The sequence below is a fragment of the Cellvibrio sp. 25HG11W-0 genome, from assembly GCF_057815475.1.
In genome coordinates, this window is the sequence record NZ_CM174230.1 from 4,752,073 (window position 1) to 4,770,745 (window position 18,673).

Annotated in this window: 21 protein-coding genes; 9 read left to right on the top strand and 12 right to left on the bottom strand. The window is 49.7% G+C overall.

Annotated elements, in window-relative coordinates; translation table 11 throughout:
* Window positions 1-23: 23 nt before the first annotated feature.
* Complete coding sequence (locus AC0KUT_RS19905; RefSeq protein ID WP_488832289.1) at window positions 24-392, top strand: FmdB family zinc ribbon protein; 369 nt, start codon at window positions 24-26, stop codon at window positions 390-392.
* A gap of 170 nt (window positions 393-562) precedes the next feature.
* Here the strand turns inward: AC0KUT_RS19905 and AC0KUT_RS19910 are convergent, their stop codons facing one another.
* From AC0KUT_RS19910 to AC0KUT_RS19935, 6 genes are all read right to left on the bottom strand, one after another.
* Complete coding sequence (locus tag AC0KUT_RS19910; RefSeq protein ID WP_488832290.1) at window positions 563-1,834, bottom strand: O-acetylhomoserine aminocarboxypropyltransferase/cysteine synthase family protein; 1,272 nt, start codon at window positions 1,832-1,834, stop codon at window positions 563-565.
* A 64-nt stretch (window positions 1,835-1,898) separates the two neighbouring features.
* Complete coding sequence (locus tag AC0KUT_RS19915; RefSeq protein WP_488832291.1) at window positions 1,899-3,404, bottom strand: Ppx/GppA phosphatase family protein; 1,506 nt, start codon at window positions 3,402-3,404, stop codon at window positions 1,899-1,901.
* A 221-nt stretch (window positions 3,405-3,625) separates the two neighbouring features.
* Window positions 3,626-4,123 (bottom strand): protein-export chaperone SecB, encoded by a 498-nt coding sequence (secB, locus tag AC0KUT_RS19920; RefSeq protein WP_488832293.1) that lies wholly within the window; start codon window positions 4,121-4,123, stop codon window positions 3,626-3,628.
* 87 nt (window positions 4,124-4,210) lie between these two features.
* Window positions 4,211-4,471, bottom strand: coding sequence for a glutaredoxin 3 (gene grxC, locus AC0KUT_RS19925; protein ID WP_488832295.1), 261 nt, complete (start codon window positions 4,469-4,471; stop codon window positions 4,211-4,213).
* Window positions 4,472-4,493: 22 nt separating this feature from the next.
* Window positions 4,494-4,916, bottom strand: coding sequence for a rhodanese-like domain-containing protein (locus AC0KUT_RS19930; RefSeq protein ID WP_488832297.1), 423 nt, complete (start codon window positions 4,914-4,916; stop codon window positions 4,494-4,496).
* A 4-nt stretch (window positions 4,917-4,920) separates the two neighbouring features.
* The gene (locus tag AC0KUT_RS19935) at window positions 4,921-5,055 is read right to left on the bottom strand and encodes a hypothetical protein (protein WP_488832298.1); all 135 of its coding nucleotides are present in this window, start codon (window positions 5,053-5,055) and stop codon (window positions 4,921-4,923) included.
* Between the two features lie 321 nt (window positions 5,056-5,376).
* Between AC0KUT_RS19935 and gpmI the strand changes: the two genes are divergently transcribed.
* From gpmI to AC0KUT_RS19960, 5 genes are all read left to right on the top strand, one after another.
* Window positions 5,377-6,924 carry a 2,3-bisphosphoglycerate-independent phosphoglycerate mutase gene (gene gpmI, locus AC0KUT_RS19940; RefSeq protein ID WP_488832299.1) on the top strand — a complete coding sequence of 516 codons (1,548 nt, stop codon included), beginning with the start codon at window positions 5,377-5,379 and terminating at the stop codon, window positions 6,922-6,924.
* 96 nt (window positions 6,925-7,020) lie between these two features.
* The gene (locus AC0KUT_RS19945; protein ID WP_488832300.1) at window positions 7,021-8,211 is read left to right on the top strand and encodes a murein hydrolase activator EnvC family protein; all 1,191 of its coding nucleotides are present in this window, start codon (window positions 7,021-7,023) and stop codon (window positions 8,209-8,211) included.
* Between the two features lie 177 nt (window positions 8,212-8,388).
* Window positions 8,389-9,798 carry a S41 family peptidase gene (locus AC0KUT_RS19950; protein ID WP_488832302.1) on the top strand — a complete coding sequence of 470 codons (1,410 nt, stop codon included), beginning with the start codon at window positions 8,389-8,391 and terminating at the stop codon, window positions 9,796-9,798.
* A gap of 11 nt (window positions 9,799-9,809) precedes the next feature.
* Window positions 9,810-10,655: a divergent polysaccharide deacetylase family protein gene (locus tag AC0KUT_RS19955; RefSeq protein ID WP_488832303.1), complete on the top strand. Its 846-nt coding sequence runs from the start codon at window positions 9,810-9,812 to the stop codon at window positions 10,653-10,655.
* Between the two features lie 166 nt (window positions 10,656-10,821).
* Window positions 10,822-11,046, top strand: a complete 225-nt coding sequence (locus AC0KUT_RS19960; RefSeq protein WP_488832305.1) for a DUF6316 family protein — start codon at window positions 10,822-10,824, stop codon at window positions 11,044-11,046.
* Between the two features lie 210 nt (window positions 11,047-11,256).
* Here the strand turns inward: AC0KUT_RS19960 and hisF are convergent, their stop codons facing one another.
* The 4 genes from hisF to hisB all read right to left on the bottom strand — a co-directional run bounded on the left by hisF (window position 11,257) and on the right by hisB (window position 14,196).
* Window positions 11,257-12,030 carry an imidazole glycerol phosphate synthase subunit HisF gene (hisF, locus tag AC0KUT_RS19965; protein ID WP_488832307.1) on the bottom strand — a complete coding sequence of 258 codons (774 nt, stop codon included), beginning with the start codon at window positions 12,028-12,030 and terminating at the stop codon, window positions 11,257-11,259.
* 121 nt (window positions 12,031-12,151) lie between these two features.
* Window positions 12,152-12,883 carry a 1-(5-phosphoribosyl)-5-[(5-phosphoribosylamino)methylideneamino]imidazole-4-carboxamide isomerase gene (gene hisA, locus AC0KUT_RS19970; protein WP_488832309.1) on the bottom strand — a complete coding sequence of 244 codons (732 nt, stop codon included), beginning with the start codon at window positions 12,881-12,883 and terminating at the stop codon, window positions 12,152-12,154.
* 32 nt (window positions 12,884-12,915) lie between these two features.
* On the bottom strand, window positions 12,916-13,581 hold the full coding sequence (gene hisH / locus AC0KUT_RS19975) for an imidazole glycerol phosphate synthase subunit HisH (RefSeq protein WP_488832311.1): 666 nt from the start codon (window positions 13,579-13,581) through the stop codon (window positions 12,916-12,918).
* A 3-nt stretch (window positions 13,582-13,584) separates the two neighbouring features.
* Window positions 13,585-14,196 carry an imidazoleglycerol-phosphate dehydratase HisB gene (gene hisB / locus AC0KUT_RS19980; protein ID WP_488832312.1) on the bottom strand — a complete coding sequence of 204 codons (612 nt, stop codon included), beginning with the start codon at window positions 14,194-14,196 and terminating at the stop codon, window positions 13,585-13,587.
* Between the two features lie 325 nt (window positions 14,197-14,521).
* Between hisB and AC0KUT_RS19985 the strand changes: the two genes are divergently transcribed.
* The gene (locus AC0KUT_RS19985) at window positions 14,522-15,148 is read left to right on the top strand and encodes a hypothetical protein (protein ID WP_488832313.1); all 627 of its coding nucleotides are present in this window, start codon (window positions 14,522-14,524) and stop codon (window positions 15,146-15,148) included.
* 206 nt (window positions 15,149-15,354) lie between these two features.
* Entirely contained in the window at window positions 15,355-16,020 is a 666-nt protein-coding gene (locus tag AC0KUT_RS19990; protein WP_488832314.1) for a hypothetical protein, read from the top strand.
* Window positions 16,021-16,138: 118 nt separating this feature from the next.
* Here the strand turns inward: AC0KUT_RS19990 and AC0KUT_RS19995 are convergent, their stop codons facing one another.
* Window positions 16,139-17,431: a dicarboxylate/amino acid:cation symporter gene (locus AC0KUT_RS19995; RefSeq protein WP_488832316.1), complete on the bottom strand. Its 1,293-nt coding sequence runs from the start codon at window positions 17,429-17,431 to the stop codon at window positions 16,139-16,141.
* A gap of 100 nt (window positions 17,432-17,531) precedes the next feature.
* The gene (locus AC0KUT_RS20000) at window positions 17,532-17,810 is read right to left on the bottom strand and encodes an HU family DNA-binding protein (RefSeq protein ID WP_488832317.1); all 279 of its coding nucleotides are present in this window, start codon (window positions 17,808-17,810) and stop codon (window positions 17,532-17,534) included.
* 153 nt (window positions 17,811-17,963) lie between these two features.
* On the opposite strand from AC0KUT_RS20000, the gene AC0KUT_RS20005 reads away from it, so the two are divergent.
* The gene (locus AC0KUT_RS20005) at window positions 17,964-18,536 is read left to right on the top strand and encodes a chorismate--pyruvate lyase family protein (protein ID WP_488832318.1); all 573 of its coding nucleotides are present in this window, start codon (window positions 17,964-17,966) and stop codon (window positions 18,534-18,536) included.
* The last annotated feature ends 137 nt before the right edge of the window (window positions 18,537-18,673 follow it).

An 18,673-nucleotide genomic window follows, 5' to 3' on the forward strand; every position in this document is an offset into this window, starting at 1 on the left:
GATAATTTATTGTGGAGATTTCCATGCCTGTATATGACTACAAATGCGCAGACCATGGCTTGTTTTTTGACTTGGCGGCGATGGATGATTCTAGCGAACCTAAAGCTTGCCCCGAATGCGCAAAATTATGTGCCCGCGTGATTATGATCGCGCCGGAATTTTTGGATATGAAAAAAGAAAATCGCGCGGCCCATGCACACAATGAAAAAGCCATGAATGCGCCTATATTTTCTACCCCTGATTATCGTGCAGAGCAAAAGGCGCGACGCGAACACAAGCACGGCAAAGGCTGCGGCTGTGGTGATAAACCAATTCGTAAATCAGCACTGATGTTCACGGCTGAGGGCAATAAAATGTTTCCCTCTATGCGCCCGTGGATGATTAGCCATTAAGGTCAAACCTTAATTAGTCGGCAGCGAAATAGCCATTGAAGAAAATGCAAGGATCTGAGCCCTGACACTATCAGGGCTCGCTCGTGTTGTAACAAAAAATCGATAGGGAAAACGGACAGAACGCCCGCTCGAACATTGATATTGCAAGGCTGCAAATTCGCGCGTTGTCGCTAAGCTTTATCGAGAGCTTGGCTCACATCGGCGATAATATCGTCGATATGTTCAATACCCACCGATATTCTTATGAGATCAGAACTTACACCTGCAGCAGCGAGTTCTTTATCGTTTAATTGGCGATGCGTGGTCGAGGCAGGATGACAGGCTAGAGATTTTGCATCACCGATATTGACCAAACGTAAAATCATCTCGAGGGAATCAATAAACCGAGTTGCAGATTCTATCCCCCCTACAATTCCAAAACTCAAAATACCAGACGCCTTACCAGAGGTAATTTTTTTGCAGTTTTCATGATAAGGACTATTCGGTAGTGCTGCATATTTTACCCACGCGACCTTAGTATGCTGCTGCAAATACGCGGCAAGCTTTTCAGCATTTTCGCAGTGGCGATCCATGCGCAAACCAAGCGTTTCGAGCCCCTGTAAAATCTGAAAGGAATTCATGGGCGATATTGCCGCGCCCGTATTTCTTAAGGGGCCAACACGGCAGCGACCTATATAAGCCGCCGCACCCAAAGCTTCTGTGTATACCACGCCGTGATAGGCAGGGTCTGGCTCATTCAGCACGGGGAAGCGCGCTTTATTTGCAACCCAATCAAACTTTCCTGAATCAACAATAGCACCGCCAATGGAGGTGCCGTGACCACCAATGTACTTAGTGAGCGAGTGCACAACTATATCGGCGCCCAGCTCAAAGGGGCGGCACAAATAGGGTGTCGCAACAGTATTATCAACAATCAGGGGAACACCATGCTTATGAGCAATTTCTGCCAAGCGAACAATATCCACTACATTGCCAGCAGGATTACCAATCGACTCGCAAAATAGCGCTTTTGTTTTTGCATCAATCGCTGTTTCGAATCCCTCAAAATCGTCGTAAGACACCATGCGTGTTTCAATACCTTGTCTCGGCAATGCATGGGCAAATAAATTGTAGGTGCCGCCATAGAGCTGGCTGGTGCTGACAATATTATCGCCTGCCTCACAGATGCATTGCAGTGCGTAAGTGATTGCGGCCATACCGGAAGAAACACACAGCGCCGCAATACCACCTTCCATTGCGGCTATACGTTTTTCCAATACGTCGGTCGTGGGATTCATAATGCGCGTGTAGATATTGCCCTGTACTTTAAGGTCAAATAAATCTGCGCCGTGTTGCGTGTCATCAAAGGTATAAGAGGTTGTTTGATAAATAGGGACAGCAGCAGCTTTCGTGGTTTGTTCAGACTTATAACCTTCATGTAACGCAATTGATTCTAATTTCATTGGTTTTCCTCATGATTATTTTCAATTTACTACATGGCATCTGCAAACCAGAAGCCGCCTTATTTCAGAGATTCCCTAGTTCTAACACATAACCTATGTCGTTCATGTAACGCTGCTCCGTATCAAGATCAGCTTGCGTAAGCGGGTGAGCTTCGAGCCAAGACGCAGGAAGTTTAAGTTTTATGTCGGCACCTTTTACGCTTAGGTTGATTTCAGGCAGCTGTGCTTGAATACGACCGCGATGGAAAATAATCGCTAAGCGGAGCAGTAAGGCAAGGCGCACTAAGTCAGTACTGTCCATGGGGAAATATTTTGTGGGGAAACGTTTGCGATGCGCGAGTACCAAAGCCGCGAGTTGCGTTTGCTCCGCACGTGAACAGCCAGCGAGGTTGACGTGTTCGACTACATAAGCACTGTGCTTGTGATAATCGTTGTGCGCTATGTCGAGCCCTACAGGATAAAGACGCGCAGCCCAGCCGAGTAGTTTACTGGCATCGTCTACTTGTAAATCCCAGCGTTCGGCGGTTTGCGCCAAGAGATAGAGCGCCGTTTTTTCTACCGCGACTGCTTTTTCCATATTAACGTGAAAGCGCTCCGCGAGTGCATCAACACTGGCTTGGCGAATATCGAGATTCTCCATTCGCCCTTTTAAATCAAATAACAAACCTTCACGCAGCGCCCAATCGGCGGCAATCATTTTTTCTAAGCCGAGCCCATCGAACAAAGCGCTCAAAACGATAACGCCACCGAGAAATACTGGCTGGCGATCTTCAGACAAACCATCGAGCTTTATACCAACTTCACCCTCTTTGAGATAAAGAGCAATAATTTTTTCAAGCAATTTCAGGGTGATGGTGCCATCGCTCCAACCTTGCGCTGCACAAACCTTCGCGACGGCTTTAATAGTGCCCGAGGCACCTAAAACTTCCTGCCAACCGAGCGCAATAAATTCGTCGCGCACTGGCTCTAATTCTTGCAAGCAGGCAATGAGCGCTTTAGTAACGAGCTTTTCAGTAACCTTGCCCTCACCAAAAAAACGTTTGGTAATAGCGATGCAGCCCATGCTGAGGCTTTCTTTAACAATGGGCTTCATGCCTTCGCCGACGATGACTTCCGTGCTGCCGCCGCCTATGTCCATTAATATGCGTTTGCCCTTAGTGGGTGCAATGCATTGTGCGACGCCGAGATAAATAAGACGCGCCTCTTCATCGCCCGAGATGATCTCTACGGGGCTCCCTAAACGCGCTTCAGCATCAGCCAAAAACTGGCGTGAATCGCTCACGCTGCGCAATGTTTTGGTGCCGACTATACGCACACTGCGCGCAGGATATCCGCGCAAACATTCGCCGAAGCGCTCTAAACAGCTGAGTGCTCGCTCGCGCGCCTCTTCCGTTAAGCTTCCATCTTCCTGCAATCCAAATCCTAAGCGCACGGGTTCGCGCAGACGATCCAACAAGGTGATCTGGCCCTTGTCCCAGCGCGCAATTATCATGTGGAAACTGTTGGAGCCGAGATCTATAGCGGCTATGTGAGTGGCTTTGGGATTAATGCGGGCGGAAAGATTAAACATAAAAGCTCACTGTCTGAGGGTAGGTCTTGATTATGCAAGACTTTCACCATATTACAAACCATCTCTGACGGCGATATTACGCAGATCAGCTGTCAATGGGTACGCCTGTTATAGGTACACCTGAAAATTTACACAAAAAATAGGCAAAAAAAAGCAGCCCAAAAGGGCTGCTTTTTTTCGTGCGCGATTCAATAACGACATCGGCAATATTGAGACGCGACTTAGTTCAAGGTTTCAGTCGCTGGCTCTGCGGCGGCTTGCTGGCTCGCGGATTCCATCGCCTGTGCAAATACTGCGTCGAAGTTAATCGGCGCCAACATCAGGGGAGGGAAGCTGCCGCGACCGAGAATACTGTCTACCGCTTCACGCGCATAAGGAAACAATATTTGTGGGCATGCGGTGTTGATCAGCTGCGTTACCGCAGGGCCTTCAATACCGGTAATTTGGAACAAGCCCGCTTGTTTTACTTCAATCAAGAACACGACACGGTTTTCCATGCGTGCGGTGATAGTGAGCAACAGCACCACTTCAAACATACCTGGCTCAACTGGCGTCACCTGAACATTGAGGTCTTGTTGAATAGCGGGTTGAAATTGCTTGGTAAACGCTTCAACACCCATAGGGGTTTCAAAGGAGATATCCTTCAAAAAAATGCGTTGAATGGCGAATACAGGGCCAGCAGCCTGCTCGGCAGCTTGTGGTTGAGTTTCTTCAGACATAGTTCTCTCGTTTATTTTTCAGTTAAAAAATGTGTTCGGAAGCAAGTGCGCTTGCTTCCGCTAGTAGCAGCATTCTGCCTTGTTAACCTATTCAGCCTGAGCGAGGAGCGGGTCCAACTTGCCAGCGCGATCCAAATCCCACAAATCGGTAAAACCACCCACATGGGTTGCGCCTATCCAAATTTGTGGCACAGTGCGCTGCCCGCTTTTATCCATCATCTCTTGACGCAACTGCGGCTCGCGATCTATGCGCAATTCCTCCACAGTCACGCCCTTCTGCGCCAACAATTTTTTTGCATTGTTACAGTAGGGGCAAATTGCCGTGGTGTACATTAGAACGCGCGCCATAAAAACTCCAATGCGTTGGGTATTACTTACCTTTAATGAGCGGTAGCGTCTGCGCTTTCCACTCGGCGATACCACCATTTAAACGGCAAACCGTAAAGCCTTCTTTGCCTAACTTGCGGCCAACGGTGCCCGCGTGCTGCCCCATTTTATCAACCAAAATCAGCGTTTTAGCTTTGTGTTCCGCGACCGGCGTTGAGTCAGTAGTAAGCTTGGTGTAGGCAATATTAATAGAGTTTACTATGTGGCCCGCTTTGTAATCTGCCGCATCGCGTAGATCAATCACCAAAGACTCGCCCTGATTGACCAATTGGGTCACTTCGTGCGGCGATAATAGACGGCCACTTTTAATGCGCTCGCGCCACATGTAGACGTAAATCAGCACAACCAGTGTGGCGACTAGCACCCACTCATGGGCAATAAAATTAAACAGGTTAGAAAAATCCACAGCATTAGCCTTTTAAAAATTCAAAACTCTTGGTTTGCGGTAAATCGATAGATTGACTTACCTCTAGGGGGCAACTTGCCAAGGCCGTTGCGTAGACTGCTACAGACGTGGGGGCTGTCGCTATTTTTTCAATAGTCACGCTAATTTTATCTCGCGTCTATTTACTCGTATTACTCGTTGCTCATGCATTGCATTCACTCAACGTCCCCCAGCGCACTGTAACAGCGGCCTAATACAGCGGTAATACTGTTAAAAAGGCGCGCGCAGTATACACCAATGACGCCAAACTACCGCTCTGCAGCGCTATATTCACGCCTGCGCATAGAGTTGTGTCTTGTAACCCGTTAGAATGGCCTCCATTCGCGCGCAGCCTTTAGGCTAAGCGCAACCCGCTTTAAGCGCTGGGTAGGCGCAATAGCCAAGCCCGCATCTCCATTCACCTAACCAGAAGCGAAGCTCTATGACCGCAATGAAAAAACCCGTAGTTCTGCTGATTTTGGATGGCTATGGCTACTCTGAAAAAACCAAATACAACGCTATTGCCGCTGCTCATAAACCCGTGTTTGATAAGCTTTGGGCCAACAACCCTAAAAGTTTAATCGAGACCTCGGGTATGGCCGTAGGCTTGCCTGAAGGGCAAATGGGCAACTCTGAAGTAGGTCACATGACCCTTGGTGCTGGCCGAGTGGTATACCAAAATTTCACCCGTATTAACAAAGCGATTAGCGATGGCGATTTCTTTACCAACCCTGTTTATGTGACTGCTATAGATAGCGCTATTGCCAGCGGCAAAGCAGTCCACATTTTGGGCTTGCTGTCTGAAGGTGGTGTTCACAGTCATGAAGAACACATCTACGCCATGATGAAGATGGCGGTAGAACGCGGCGCAAAAGAAGTTTATCTACACGCCTTTTTAGATGGCCGCGATACCGCACCACGAAGTGCAGAAAAGTCCCTGCAAAAAGCGCAAGACCTGTTCAAAGAGTTAGGCGCTGGCCGCGTAGCCTCTATTATTGGCCGCTACTTTGCGCTCGATCGCGATAACCGCTGGGATCGCGTTAAGGCTTGCTACGATGTAATGGTTACCGGCGATGCCGATTTTGATGCGCTCACCGCCGTTGAGGGCTTGGCAGCCGCCTATGCACGCGATGAAAACGATGAGTTCGTAAAAGCCACGGTCATCTGCGGCGAAGACGAAGAAGTGGCCACCATTAACGATGGTGACTCAGTGATTTTCATGAACTTCCGCCCTGACCGCGCGCGCGAAATCACCAACGCCTTAATCAGCGCCGACTTTGATGGTTTTGAGCGCGAACTGCACCCTCATATTGCGCACTTTGTGCAAACGACTGAATACGCGTCGTCGATACATGCGCCTATCGCATTTCCGCCCGCCAGCCTCACCAACTCCTTTGGCGATTACATTTCGCAACTCGGTAAAACTCAGTTGCGCATTGCTGAAACCGAGAAATACGCTCACGTTACCTTCTTCTTCAACAGCGGTAATGAGACAGTTTATGAAGGCGAAGATCGTATTTTGGTGCCTTCACCTCAAGTGGCTACCTATGATTTACAGCCCGAAATGAATGCGCCAATTGTGACGGATAAACTTGTTGAAGCGATTGAGTCGGGTAAATACGATGCCATCATCTGCAACTACGCCAACTGCGATATGGTCGGCCACTCCGGCATTATGGAAGCCGCCACCAAAGCGGTAGAAGCCATCGATATTTGCTTGGGTCGCGTATTAGCCGCCGTTGAAAAAGTGGGCGGCGAAGCGCTGATCACGGCCGATCACGGCAATGTGGAAGAAATGTTTGACGAGGAATCAGGGCAGGCAAATACCCAGCACTCAACCTTACCGGTGCCGTTTATTTTCTGCAGTAGCCGCAAGGGTACTATTGCGGCAGGTGGTTCTCTGGCAGATGTAGCACCCACTATGCTGCATTTGATGAACATTCCCCAGCCTGCTGAAATGACCGGTAGAAATCTGATCACCCTCAGCTAAACTTGAGGCTCAACCTACGCGGGTAGCTGTACCCGCGTAGGTACTCAACAGCTTCGTACATTTATTTAACCGATTTTTGCTATGCAGCCCTATACCATGATGCGTTCTTGCTTACTTGTCCGCCCTCGTGGCATTTACTCCCTCGCGTGCGCAGCACTGCTGTTGTGCTGTACTGTTGGTAGCGTTTGGGCTGACGAAAAAGCGGATATGGAACAGCTGCAAAAGGAAATCGCCGCACTTCAAAAAGAATTACAAAAAGTGCAAGGCACCCGCTCGACCTTGCAGAAAGACTTACAAAAATCCGAAACAGCTATTGGCGACCTGCAAAAGAAAGCCAATAAAATCCAAAAAGAGCTGCAAAACCAAAATCAAGAATTAAAAAAACTCAATAACGAACGCAGCTCCCTTGAGCAGCAGCAAAAACAACAACAAGCTGAAATTGCCACGCAAATTGTCGCAGCCTACAAACTTGGCGAGCAAAGCGAAGCCAAAGTATTACTCAACCAACAAGCGCCCGATCAGATGGCGCGCATGATGAAATACCACAGTTATTTTATGCAGGCACACAGCGCCAAAATGCAAACCTTCCTCGATACCATTACCCGTATCGATGCTCTGACACCTGCAATAGAAAAAAAAACGCTTGAGTTAGCGCAGATGCAAAGCCAGCTGGATCAACAGCGACAGAGCTTGAAACAGCAGCACAACACCCGCCAACAAGCCCTCGCCAAAGTTAATCAAGTCGTCAAAAGCAAACATCAGGAACTACAACAACTCACCGAAGACCACCGCCGCCTACAAGCCCTGCTCGATCGCGTTACTCGCTCAGTCGCCAATACCAACGCCATTAACTCTCCCGCCTATGTCCCGCTCCCCAAGGGCGGCGAGAAATTTTCGGTGCGCAAAGGGCGCTTGCCTTGGCCAACACGGGGCAGCTTGATTCATCGCTACGGCAGCGCACGGATCGCGGGCCAAATGAATTGGAGCGGTGTCGTTATAGCCGCCGCCATGGGCAATGAAGTTGTCGCGGTGCATCACGGGCGCGTTGTATTTGCCGATTATTTTGGCGGTCACGGCCTCTTGGTCATTGTCGATCACGGTGAAGGCTATTTAAGCCTTTACGCCCACAATCAAAATTTACTGAAAAAAGCCGGTGACCCAGTACAAGCAGGTGAAGCCATAGCGCGCGTTGGCAATTCGGGCGGCCAAACTGATGCGGGGCTCTATTTTGAAATTCGCTACCAAGGTAAACCGATTGATCCAAGCCTCTGGCTCGCACGCAGTTGACCATTGAAAAAACAGCCTAAAAACCGATTGGCCCAGCACCACACTACCAAAAAATGCCCAGAGTGAATCAGATCGCAAGAAATCTGCACATCTCACTGGTAAGCCTAAAAATAATCGTGCACTCTGTGCGCACTGCACTGCAGTTTTAATTTTGCTTTTTTGTCTATCGGAGACAACATGCTTTTCGCTTCGCCAAAACCTTTTTTCGCCCTAGCCACTGTGCTAACGCTGGCACTTGCGAGCGGCGCACACACCAGTTTCGCACTTGAGAAGAAAGCCGCGAAAGACCCAGGCTTACTGCCACTGGAAGATCTGCGCACCTTTACCCGCGTCTATGATCATGTGCGCAATGGCTATGTGGAAGAAGTGAGCGATGCACAGTTGTTGGAGTATGCGATTAAAGGCATGATTTCGGAATTGGACCCGCACTCCGCTTATTTAGATAAAGACGACTTTGCAGACTTACAAGCTAATACCTCAGGCGAGTTTGGCGGTGTTGGTTTGGAAGTAAGCCTCGATGAAGGCTACGTTAAGATTGTCACCCCCATAGATGACACCCCATCTGCACGTGCCGGCATTAAATCAGGCGACATCATTATTCGTATTGATGACCTCGCCCTAAAAGGCATGGACCTAACCAAAGCCGTCAATATGATGCGCGGTCCTAAAGGCAGCAAAATTAAAATTACGGTCATGCGCCCCAATGTAGATCAGCCCATAGAGTTTGAATTGGAGCGCGACATTATCAAATTGCAGAGCGTGCGCACACGCGTACTCGACAGCGATTATTTCTACATTCGCATCGCACAATTTCAAATAGATAGCGGCACTGACCTGCGTAAAAAATTACGTGATCAACTCAGTAAAAACCCCGATACCAAAGGTGTGATTCTCGATTTGCGCAATAACCCTGGCGGTGTATTGCAAGCTTCAGTCGAAGTGGCCGATGTCTTTCTCGATGGCGGCCTCGTGGTTTACACCCAAGGACGTCTCGACAATAGCAATGTTAACTACAACGCCGAGGCAGGCGACTTAACACAGGGGCTACCTCTCGTGGTTTTGATTAATGACGGCTCTGCTTCTGCGTCTGAAATCGTCGCTGGCGCACTGCAAGATCATAAGCGCGGCGTCATCATGGGCACACGTAGTTTCGGCAAGGGTTCCGTGCAATCAGTCATTCCTATTACCAATGATCGCGCCATTAAGCTCACCACCGCGCTCTACTACACGCCTAATGGCCGCTCGATTCAGGCCCAAGGTATTGAGCCAGATGTAGAGGTCGAGCATGCACAGGTCACTGAGTTACCGAGCAGTATTCGCACGACTGAAGCTGATTTAGCGGGGCATCTGAACAATAAAAAAGGTGGCAAAGAGAGCAATAGCAACACCCGTAAGCAAAATCGCATCACCAGTGCCGAACTGTTAAAAGAAGACAACCAACTGCACGAAGCATTGAATTTGCTCAAAGGCTTGGCGATATTTATCGCCAGCTCGCCCATCAAAACAGATGCGGCCTCAGCTACCCTGAGCCCACCTCAAGTCGCACCCGATATTCAGCTGCGACCCAATCTTCCAAGTGATCAATAGGCAACCTTCAGTTGCTGCGCCTGCTGCTTATTGTTGTCCTCTGGTCGCTCGCCAGCAGCAGTTTCGCCCAGGCTAAGCTAGCCATTATTATCGATGACTTAGGTTACAACCTTGAATTAGGGCGCCGCAGCCTCCAGCTGCCTGGCGCCATCACTGTCGCCATTTTACCCTTCACCCCTCACGCCCAAAGCCTTGCGGAATACGCCCACCAGCACGGTAAAGAAATCATGCTCCACGCCCCCATGAGCAACAAGCGCAAGCTCGCGCTCGGCCCTGGCGCACTGCTAGACGGCATGCAAAAAACTGAATTTCTCGCGATCTTACGCCGTGATCTCGCCAATATTCCCTATGTGCGCGGGCTTAATAATCATATGGGCAGCCAACTAACAGAGCAGGCTGAGCCCATGAGCTGGTTGATGGAAGAACTGAAAGCGCAGCGGCTCTATTTTGTCGACAGTCGCACCAGCGCAGGAACCCAAGCGCTGCACATGGCAGAGCGCATCCAACTACCAAGCCGTAAACGCGATATTTTTCTCGACGATGAACGCAATCAACAAGTCATTCGCGCCCAACTGATTAAAGCCATGCAGCTAGCCCGTAAAAATGGTGCCACCATAGCCATTGGCCACCCTTACCCAGAAACCTTAGCGGTACTCCAAGACTTACCTGAGCTATTACTGATGTACAAGGTTGAACTTGTGAGCGCATCAGCGCTGATGCATAACACCTTCCCCCACTTGGCTGCGGCGGAAAAAACAGCCAGCTGTCCCGCCCCGCCACCTTGGCTGTGGCTTAGCATCAAGCTGCCGATTGATCCTTTTTCATTACAGGCTATTACACATCCTTTCAATTTATAGCCAAAACACCCATATTTAAACAATCGGTTATAAAAAATGAGCCAAACTAGTCCAACTAAATCTAGCGATACTTGTCTTTAAGTGCCTATAATTGCTGTGGACGATTTTTAATCTACCCAATACTTTTTAAGGAAAGCTTATTTAAGCAGTAATAGAGGAGCTCATTATGATTTCAGCAAACAGAAACGGCGAACAAGGTTCTGTCCCTCAACGTCACGGCCGTTATCTACAAAAGGAAGGCTACTGGTACTACACGACTCGCGAAGGTGTAGACATAGGCCCATTTGATAGCCTTGCAGAAGCCGAGGTGGGTGTCTGTGATTTTGTTGAATTTATTTCCGCCTCAGAGCCAAGAGTATCCGACCTGCTAAAGCAGTATCGCGCGGCCTGAATTAAGACATTAGACCGTGCAGGATCTTTCGCGCAGCTCTCATAAAGTAAGCTTGCCGGTTTTTACTTTACTCGGCATAGTGCGAATGTAAACAAAATGGGGCCTGTAAAACACTCAGTAATAGCTAACACTTTAATTAAAAACGTTGATGTCAGTAAAACGAAAAAGGGCGCTCTAAGAGCGCCCTTTTTTTAACTCGATACAGTGCTGCTACAAGCGCACTTCAATACCTTGCTCACGCATAAAGGCTTTAGCCTGCGGTACTGTGTATTCGCGAAAGTGAAAAATACTCGCCGCCAATACCGCATCAGCGCGCCCCTGGGTTACACCGTCACACAAATGCTGAAGGTTGCCCACGCCACCTGAGGCTATTACCGGGATAGGTACGGCATCGCTGATTGCACGGGTTACCTCTAAGTCATAGCCCTTTTTAGTGCCATCGCCATCCATACTGGTGAGCAAAATTTCCCCTGCCCCGTATTCCGCCATGCGAATCGCCCATTCAACGGCATTGATGCCGGTAGGTTTACGTCCGCCGTGGGTGAATATCTCCCAGCGCGGCACTTCACCCGGCTGGCTTACTTTTTTAGCGTCAATCGCCACGACTATGCACTGAGCGCCGAAGCGATCAGAGGCGGCTTTTACGAAATCCGGATTAAAGATAGCCGCCGAGTTGATACCTACTTTATCGGCGCCAGCATTCAACATGGTGCGAATATCTTCCACAGTACGAATGCCGCCACCGACGGTAAGCGGTATAAATACCTCGCTCGCAATCTTTTCGACCGTATGCACGGTGGTATCGCGGCCTTCATGGGTAGCAGTGATATCGAGAAAGGTAATCTCATCCGCCCCTTCCATGTTATAGCGCTTGGCGATCTCCACCGGATCACCCGCATCGCGGATATCCAAAAACTGTACGCCTTTAACCACGCGACCATTGTCGACATCGAGGCAGGGAATAATACGTTTTGCGAGAGCCATAAGCTTAAAGTCTCGTATCCAAACTTAAATCAGGTGGTTTCGTAGGTTGGCGGTGAGGTACGAACCCCAACACAACCATGTTGGCCATATTGCCGACTATCAACACATAAATTGTGATGGCTTAGTTAGCATCACAGTAAGCTTGCGCCTCTGCCATGGTGAGTGTGCCTTCGTAAATAGCACGGCCCGTAATAGCACCGCAAATACCTTTATGGGCCTCCGCTTTTAGGGCGATGATATCGTCCATATTGGTGACACCACCGGAGGCAATAATGGGGATACTAGACGCCTGCGCCATAGCGACAGTGGCCTGTACATTCACGCCCTGCATCATGCCGTCGCGGGCGATGTCGGTGTAAACAATACTGCTTACACCGTCTTGCTCGAAACGCTTAGCCAGTTCGCTCGCTTGAATATTCGAGACTTCCGCCCAACCATCGGTCGCCACCCAGCCATCTTTGGCGTCGAGACCAACGATGATGTGACCAGGGAATTGCTTGCACATATCGGTGACAAATTGCGGCTCTTTTACCGCTTTGGTACCAATAATTAAATATTGCACACCGGCGTTGAGGTAGTACTCAATCGTTTCCGCGCTGCGAATACCGCCGCCAATTTGAATCGGTAAATTAGGGTAGGCCTTGGCGATAGCAGTCACTACGCCGCCATTCATAGGTTTGCCCTCAAAGGCACCGTTCAAATCCACCAAGTGCAAGCGACGACAGCCTTGCTCAACCCACTGTGCCGCCATAGCGACGGGATCGTCGGAGAAAACGGTGGAATCATCCATCAAACCTTGACGAAGGCGTACACATTGGCCGTCTTTTAAATCAATCGCGGGAATAATTAGCATTACATCATCTCTTTAATATCAAATAACTGGGATCAGGCCTTGCCATCCCAGTGCAAAAAATTCTTCAACAACTGCAAGCCTGCGGTGTGGCTCTTTTCGGGGTGGAATTGCGCTGCGAACAAATTATCGCGCGCCAAGGCTGCGTGAAACTCAACACCATAGTCACAAGTCGCAGCGACTAAGCTGGTATCTTCGGCGATTACGCAGTAACTGTGCACGAAATAAAAGCGCTCATCCTGTTCGATATTCGCCCAGAGTGGGTGATCGTTGTGATGCACCTGATTCCAGCCCATGTGCGGTACTTTTAGGTGCGCACCTGTAGCATCGCGGTGGTTTTCGCCGAAGAAGCGTACGTTTCCGCGCAAGATATTAATGCAATCGACGCCGCCGTTTTCTTCGCTATGAGTCATTAGCGCTTGCATGCCTACGCAAATGCCCAATATTGGCTTGCCAGTGGCGATTTGCTCCCGCAGCAACTTATCAAAACCCAATCGTTTGATCTCAGCCATGCAGTCTCGAATCGCGCCTACACCGGGGAATATCACTCTATCCGCCGCCGCAACTACCGCGGGGTCGGCAGTTACCACCACATGTTGTTCAGGGGCGACATGACTTAGGGCACTCGCCACCGAGTGCAAATTGCCCATGCCGTAGTCTATTACGGCGACTGTTTGCTGCTTGTTTACTGCTTCACTCATGAATTACAAGCTTCCCTTAGTGGAGGGCATTATGCCTTCCATACGCGGATCTTTTTCCAGCGCCATGCGCAAAGCGCGGCCGAAGGCTTTGAACACAGTTTCAATCTGGTGATGGGCATTGTGGCCACGCAAATTATCCACATGCAGGGTCACACCGGCGTGGTTAACGAAGCCCTGGAAAAACTCCCAAAAAAGCTCTACATCGAACTGGCCAACGCGCTTTTGGGTAAAGGGAATATGCATAACCAAGCCAGGGCGACCGGAAAAATCAATCACTACTCGCGACAAAGCTTCATCCAATGGCACATAAGCGTGGCCGTAGCGGCGAATACCTTTTTTGTCGCCAATAGCTTTCGCGATGGCTTGGCCGATGGTGATACCGATGTCTTCCACCGAGTGGTGATCATCGATATAGGTATCGCCATCACAGGTCACATCTAGATCGATCATCCCGTGGCGGGCGATCTGATCCATCATGTGCTCCAAGAAAGGAACACCCGTGTTAAACACACCTTTGCCGGTACCATCCAAATTGAGGCTGACACTGATTTTGGTTTCGAGAGTGTTGCGGGTGACCTGAGCGATACGATCAGACCCGGAAATTTGCTCAGACATACAAGGGGCTCCAACAAGCCAAGCGCGCGGCGCGGCGACAAATGAGCGGGAATTATATAGATATAGCGCGACTAATTCACTGAGCAGAGCGCTATAGGCGCAATTGTTAAGTTTTGGTACAGAGACAAGCCCGCAGAATTTCACTCAGGGCGCGATGCTTCATTAACGAGTTCTTCCGAGGAGCAGTTACACTGCGCGCCTTGTCGAACAGCGACAGCGGTATTTATCAGCTCCACGCATCCAGTTTGAAGCCGCGCAGCACGCTTGAGCATCTAACTTACACATGTCTACACACTCAGCTCTTACTTAAAAAGGAAATGTCATCATGCATAAACTCATCACCAGTAGCCTTTTGGCGCTTTCACTCTGCAGCGCCCTAACACAGGCGGCCACTCCCACCAATCGCCCTGCCGCCAATGCTCCAACGAGCGCATGGAGCTGGTCCGGCCATATAGATCATGTGAATATCGACGCTGAAGCCGCATGGCTGCAAGGCATAGACGAGGGCGCCACCGCTATAGGCTTTGCCGCTGAACGTTATACCAACGAGAGCGAAATGACCCTCTCACTGGGTGCCAGCATTTTGCTTTATAACGACAATGACGAATTTGCTCAGTACGTGAGAAGCTATTGGGGCAATGAAAGTTACTCAGAATCTGATGCCAGTGGCTTGATGCTTTTTGCAGAATACGGCCCCAAATACCGCTTTGGCGCTGATAACCTAAGCTTCTTCACTGTGCGCGGCGGTGCCAGCGCCATACTGGGATCAGAGCGCAGCATCAGTAACTGCAGCAACTGCTACAGCGAGAAGATTGATATTGACGGCGGCGTGTATGGGCTGTTGGGTATAGGCCAGACGTTCGGCAGCCTCGACTGGGGCCTGCAATTCCAACAGTATTTCAGTGGCGATCTCGACAATGCGATTCGCTTGAAAATATCTGGCGCCTTTTAAAACCCCTCCCATTGAAGGATATCAGGCCTGAGATTTGATTATCCCTCAGGCCTGAAACTGCACTTTACATTTTTCTTATAAAAAGTTGGTATTAAGACTCACTTGCATTTGTAGCCTCATGGTTTACTTTTAAAGCACCCGAAAGATTACCCCTAACCAAGGACTCAAATAAGGTGCCTATGTATTTCGACCTAATGAGAGCGCGAATGAGCGACCAAGACCACCCGATTCGCAGCTTAATTGAGCAAGCGCAGGCGCAAGATGGCGCCTCAGGTAATTTATTGCAGTTTTTAGAGCTGCGGAAAAAGTACCTGCATCAAGCGATTAAACTGCCCGACGCTGAAGCGGCCAAGCTTTTGGCCGATTTTGTGGTGCGCTATATCAAGCATGTGCCTGATTTTATTGAAGCGATTAGGGCCATGGCAAAAGAAGCGGGGATTTATGCTGATGTGGAGCCGCTATTAAAAATAGCGAGCGATTATTTTATGAGCCCGCCCAGTATTATTGAAGGTCACAGCCAACTAGAAGCACTGCTGGACGAAGCCTATCTCGCCCATCGCCTGCTAGAAGAGGTTAATGATCGCTTTATGGCCCAGTGCGGTATTCCCCTTGCCCCCATGGATATGACCATGGCCAACATAGTCGCCCATGAATTAATCGGCGAGCCTTTTGCGAACGAACTGGATCAAGCAGTCTTGTTTTCGGCGGAGTTACTGCTCAATGAGCACCGCTTCCAAGGAGAAAATGTGCAGCAGTACATCAACCTGCACAAATGTCGGGGTTGGGAGAAGGAGCTTAAACGCTGGCCCTGCCTAATGGAAAATTTAGCTATTCCGGTCGAGTTTAAAGGGGAAAAACCCACTCGACATTAACATCACAACAACAGGCGCCATCAGCAACGCCTTTTGTCTTTCACCTTGGCCCACACAAATCACCGCTTTAAACTCCCTCAAGCACCCCCCTCAAAAGTAGCGCTTTCGACCCGCCCACTTAAGGGGCTATAGGGTCTACTTCAGCATTGCGGGTAGTGTCGGCAAAGCGCACTAAATCGATCAGCTTCTCACTCTTGGCCACCACTACCGATACCATGGCATCACCGGTTAAATTGACCGCCGTGCGCACCATATCGAGCAGTCGGTCCACGCCTATAATCAAGGCGATACCCTCAACCGGCAGGCCTACCTGCTGCAACACCATGGCCAAGGTAATCAAGCCCACACCGGGTACACCAGCGGTGCCTATAGAGGCGAGCGTCGCGGTGAGAATAACCAGCAAATAGCCGCTTAAACCAATCTCAATACCAAACGCTTGGGAGATAAATACCGTCGCCACACCCTGCATAATGGCAGTGCCATCCATATTAATAGTGGCGCCTAAGGGGATCGAGAACGAGGCGACCTTTTTATCCACCCCCAAATCCTGCTCTACGGTGCGCATATTGATGGGCAAAGTCGCACTGCTGGAGGCGGTACTAAACCCAAACACCATAACCTTCCACATTTTGCGTAGGAAAATCACCGGACTTAACCCGCTCAAAAGTTTGAGTAACAGGCTGTAGGTACCCAAACCATGCAGAAGCAGCACGAACAACACCGTAAAGAAATACTTAGCCAAATCGAGAATAGCGCCCACCCCCAAACTGGCAAACAGTTTTGCTAACAAACAAAACACACCATAGGGAGCAAAATGCATTAGCAGCATGACCATTTTAAGCACTACGGAATTCAAGTGTTCAAACAGGTTCAGCATATTTCGCCCGGTTTCGCCGCCTGTATGAGAAATGGCAACACCAAAAAGAATGGCGAAAACAATCACCTGCAGCATATTGCCTTCCACCATCGCCTTGAGTGGATTGCTGGGGAAAATATTTACAAAGGTATCTTTAATCGAGGGGGCTGCAGGGCTCGTAAAGCTCGCATCGGCCGTCATGTGAACGCCAGCGCCGGGTTGAATTAACACCGCCATAAACATCGCCAAGGCAATCGCCAAAGCAGTAGTGATGAGATATAGAATGAGGGTTTTAGAGGCGAGCGCACCCATGCGGCTATTAGAACCTAAAGAGGCTGCGCCACAGACCAGCGACACAAATACGAGGGGCACCACCAGCAATTTAAGCGAAGCTACGAAAATCTGGCCCAGCGCATCTAACAAGCCGTTAATGACAAATATATTGAGCCATTGCCCAATCTGACTTGGCGACTCGCCCCCTAAAACCATATTAAAACCGACACCGACGAAGACGCCTAGAATCATGCCAAGTAAAATTTTGCTGGTTAAGGACATAGGTAAGCGCTCAGTGTTTTGATTATTATGCGTTTTGAGAGGGTCTAGAAAGTGCCGCAAAGCGGGCACTTTCTAGAGTACTAGCACTAGCGTAGGGGTATTAGCTGCCCTTAACCGCATCTTTCAAGGCTTTACCGGCCTTAAAGCTTACATTTTTAGAGGCAGCAATTTGGATTTCTGCACCCGTCTGTGGATTACGACCCGTGCGCGCGGCACGTTCGCTGACGTTGAATGATCCAAAACCTAAGAGCGCGACAGATTCACCGCGACCTAAGGCGCTGGTAATTTGCTCAATAAATTCAGATACAACTAAATCAGCCTTAGCGGGAGCAAGCCCAGTACTGTTGGCCAGTGCGACAACAATGTCAGTTTTATGCATGATAATTACCTTATATAAGCGGTTTGAACGCAGAGTTTACCTCTAGTCGCAGCACTAAGGGCAGCTTTGGCGCTATTTTTAACAGCAACCCACAACCAAGCTGGTAAACTGCCCGCCCTATAAAGCCAGTAAAATTCTCTGGAGAATCGTTTTTTGCCGCAGTTGCACTCCTCGCTCACACGCGCCGCTATTCGCTGGAAACCCTTGCTGCGCCTGCCGCGCAGCCAGCGTCCACCCACTGCGCTCTACCCTTGGTTGGCCGATAAGGGCTCACTCACAGCGCGCTTAGTCGATTTAAGCCAGGGCCAATTCAAGGTTGAAATATTACGCCAGTATTTGGGTAAAGCCAGCCGCAACGAACAAGGCGCACTGGGGATCGGGCGCCAAGAACTCTGCTTAATCCGCGAAGTCATTCTATGGGGCAAAGGCGAAGCTTGGATTTTTGCGCGCAGCCTGCTTCCCTTGCGCAGCCTTACCGGCAAGTTGCGCCATTTGCGCAAACAAGATCAAAGCCCGCTGGGAGCATTTCTGTTTAGTCAGCCACAATTAGCGCGCAGCCCTATTGCAGTTGCACCTATAAACGCACAGGATCAGTACTTTCCCAGTGAGCTGGCGCTAACTAAGCCACTGTGGGGGCGCCGCTCCATTTTCTATCTCGCTGCCAAACCATTGCTGGTGAGTGAAGTGTTTTTGCCTGCGCTCTGCGCGCGTATCGCCCATTCATAATAACAACGACCAATGGCCTGAGAGGGATCATGACAACTGCCGACGACCAACCAACACCTCAAGGCGCGAGTGTCGACGCATCTGCTGGAGATAAACCCAATGCCAAAAAACCTGTGGTACGCAAAAAAGCAGCACCT

Coding starts and splice junctions, on each gene's coding strand:
- AC0KUT_RS19905 (WP_488832289.1), top strand. CDS start 24: ATGCCTGTATATGACTACAAATGCGCAGACCATGGCTTGTTTTTTGAC.
- AC0KUT_RS19910 (WP_488832290.1), bottom strand. CDS start 1,834: ATGAAATTAGAATCAATTGCGTTACATGAAGGTTATAAGTCTGAACAA.
- AC0KUT_RS19915 (WP_488832291.1), bottom strand. CDS start 3,404: ATGTTTAATCTTTCCGCCCGCATTAATCCCAAAGCCACTCACATAGCC.
- secB (WP_488832293.1), bottom strand. CDS start 4,123: ATGTCTGAAGAAACTCAACCACAAGCTGCCGAGCAGGCTGCTGGCCCT.
- grxC (WP_488832295.1), bottom strand. CDS start 4,471: ATGGCGCGCGTTCTAATGTACACCACGGCAATTTGCCCCTACTGTAAC.
- gpmI (WP_488832299.1), top strand. CDS start 5,377: ATGACCGCAATGAAAAAACCCGTAGTTCTGCTGATTTTGGATGGCTAT.
- AC0KUT_RS19945 (WP_488832300.1), top strand. CDS start 7,021: ATGATGCGTTCTTGCTTACTTGTCCGCCCTCGTGGCATTTACTCCCTC.
- AC0KUT_RS19950 (WP_488832302.1), top strand. CDS start 8,389: ATGCTTTTCGCTTCGCCAAAACCTTTTTTCGCCCTAGCCACTGTGCTA.
- AC0KUT_RS19960 (WP_488832305.1), top strand. CDS start 10,822: ATGATTTCAGCAAACAGAAACGGCGAACAAGGTTCTGTCCCTCAACGT.
- hisF (WP_488832307.1), bottom strand. CDS start 12,030: ATGGCTCTCGCAAAACGTATTATTCCCTGCCTCGATGTCGACAATGGT.
- hisA (WP_488832309.1), bottom strand. CDS start 12,883: ATGCTAATTATTCCCGCGATTGATTTAAAAGACGGCCAATGTGTACGC.
- hisH (WP_488832311.1), bottom strand. CDS start 13,581: ATGAGTGAAGCAGTAAACAAGCAGCAAACAGTCGCCGTAATAGACTAC.
- hisB (WP_488832312.1), bottom strand. CDS start 14,196: ATGTCTGAGCAAATTTCCGGGTCTGATCGTATCGCTCAGGTCACCCGC.
- AC0KUT_RS19985 (WP_488832313.1), top strand. CDS start 14,522: ATGCATAAACTCATCACCAGTAGCCTTTTGGCGCTTTCACTCTGCAGC.
- AC0KUT_RS19990 (WP_488832314.1), top strand. CDS start 15,355: ATGAGCGACCAAGACCACCCGATTCGCAGCTTAATTGAGCAAGCGCAG.
- AC0KUT_RS19995 (WP_488832316.1), bottom strand. CDS start 17,431: ATGTCCTTAACCAGCAAAATTTTACTTGGCATGATTCTAGGCGTCTTC.
- AC0KUT_RS20000 (WP_488832317.1), bottom strand. CDS start 17,810: ATGCATAAAACTGACATTGTTGTCGCACTGGCCAACAGTACTGGGCTT.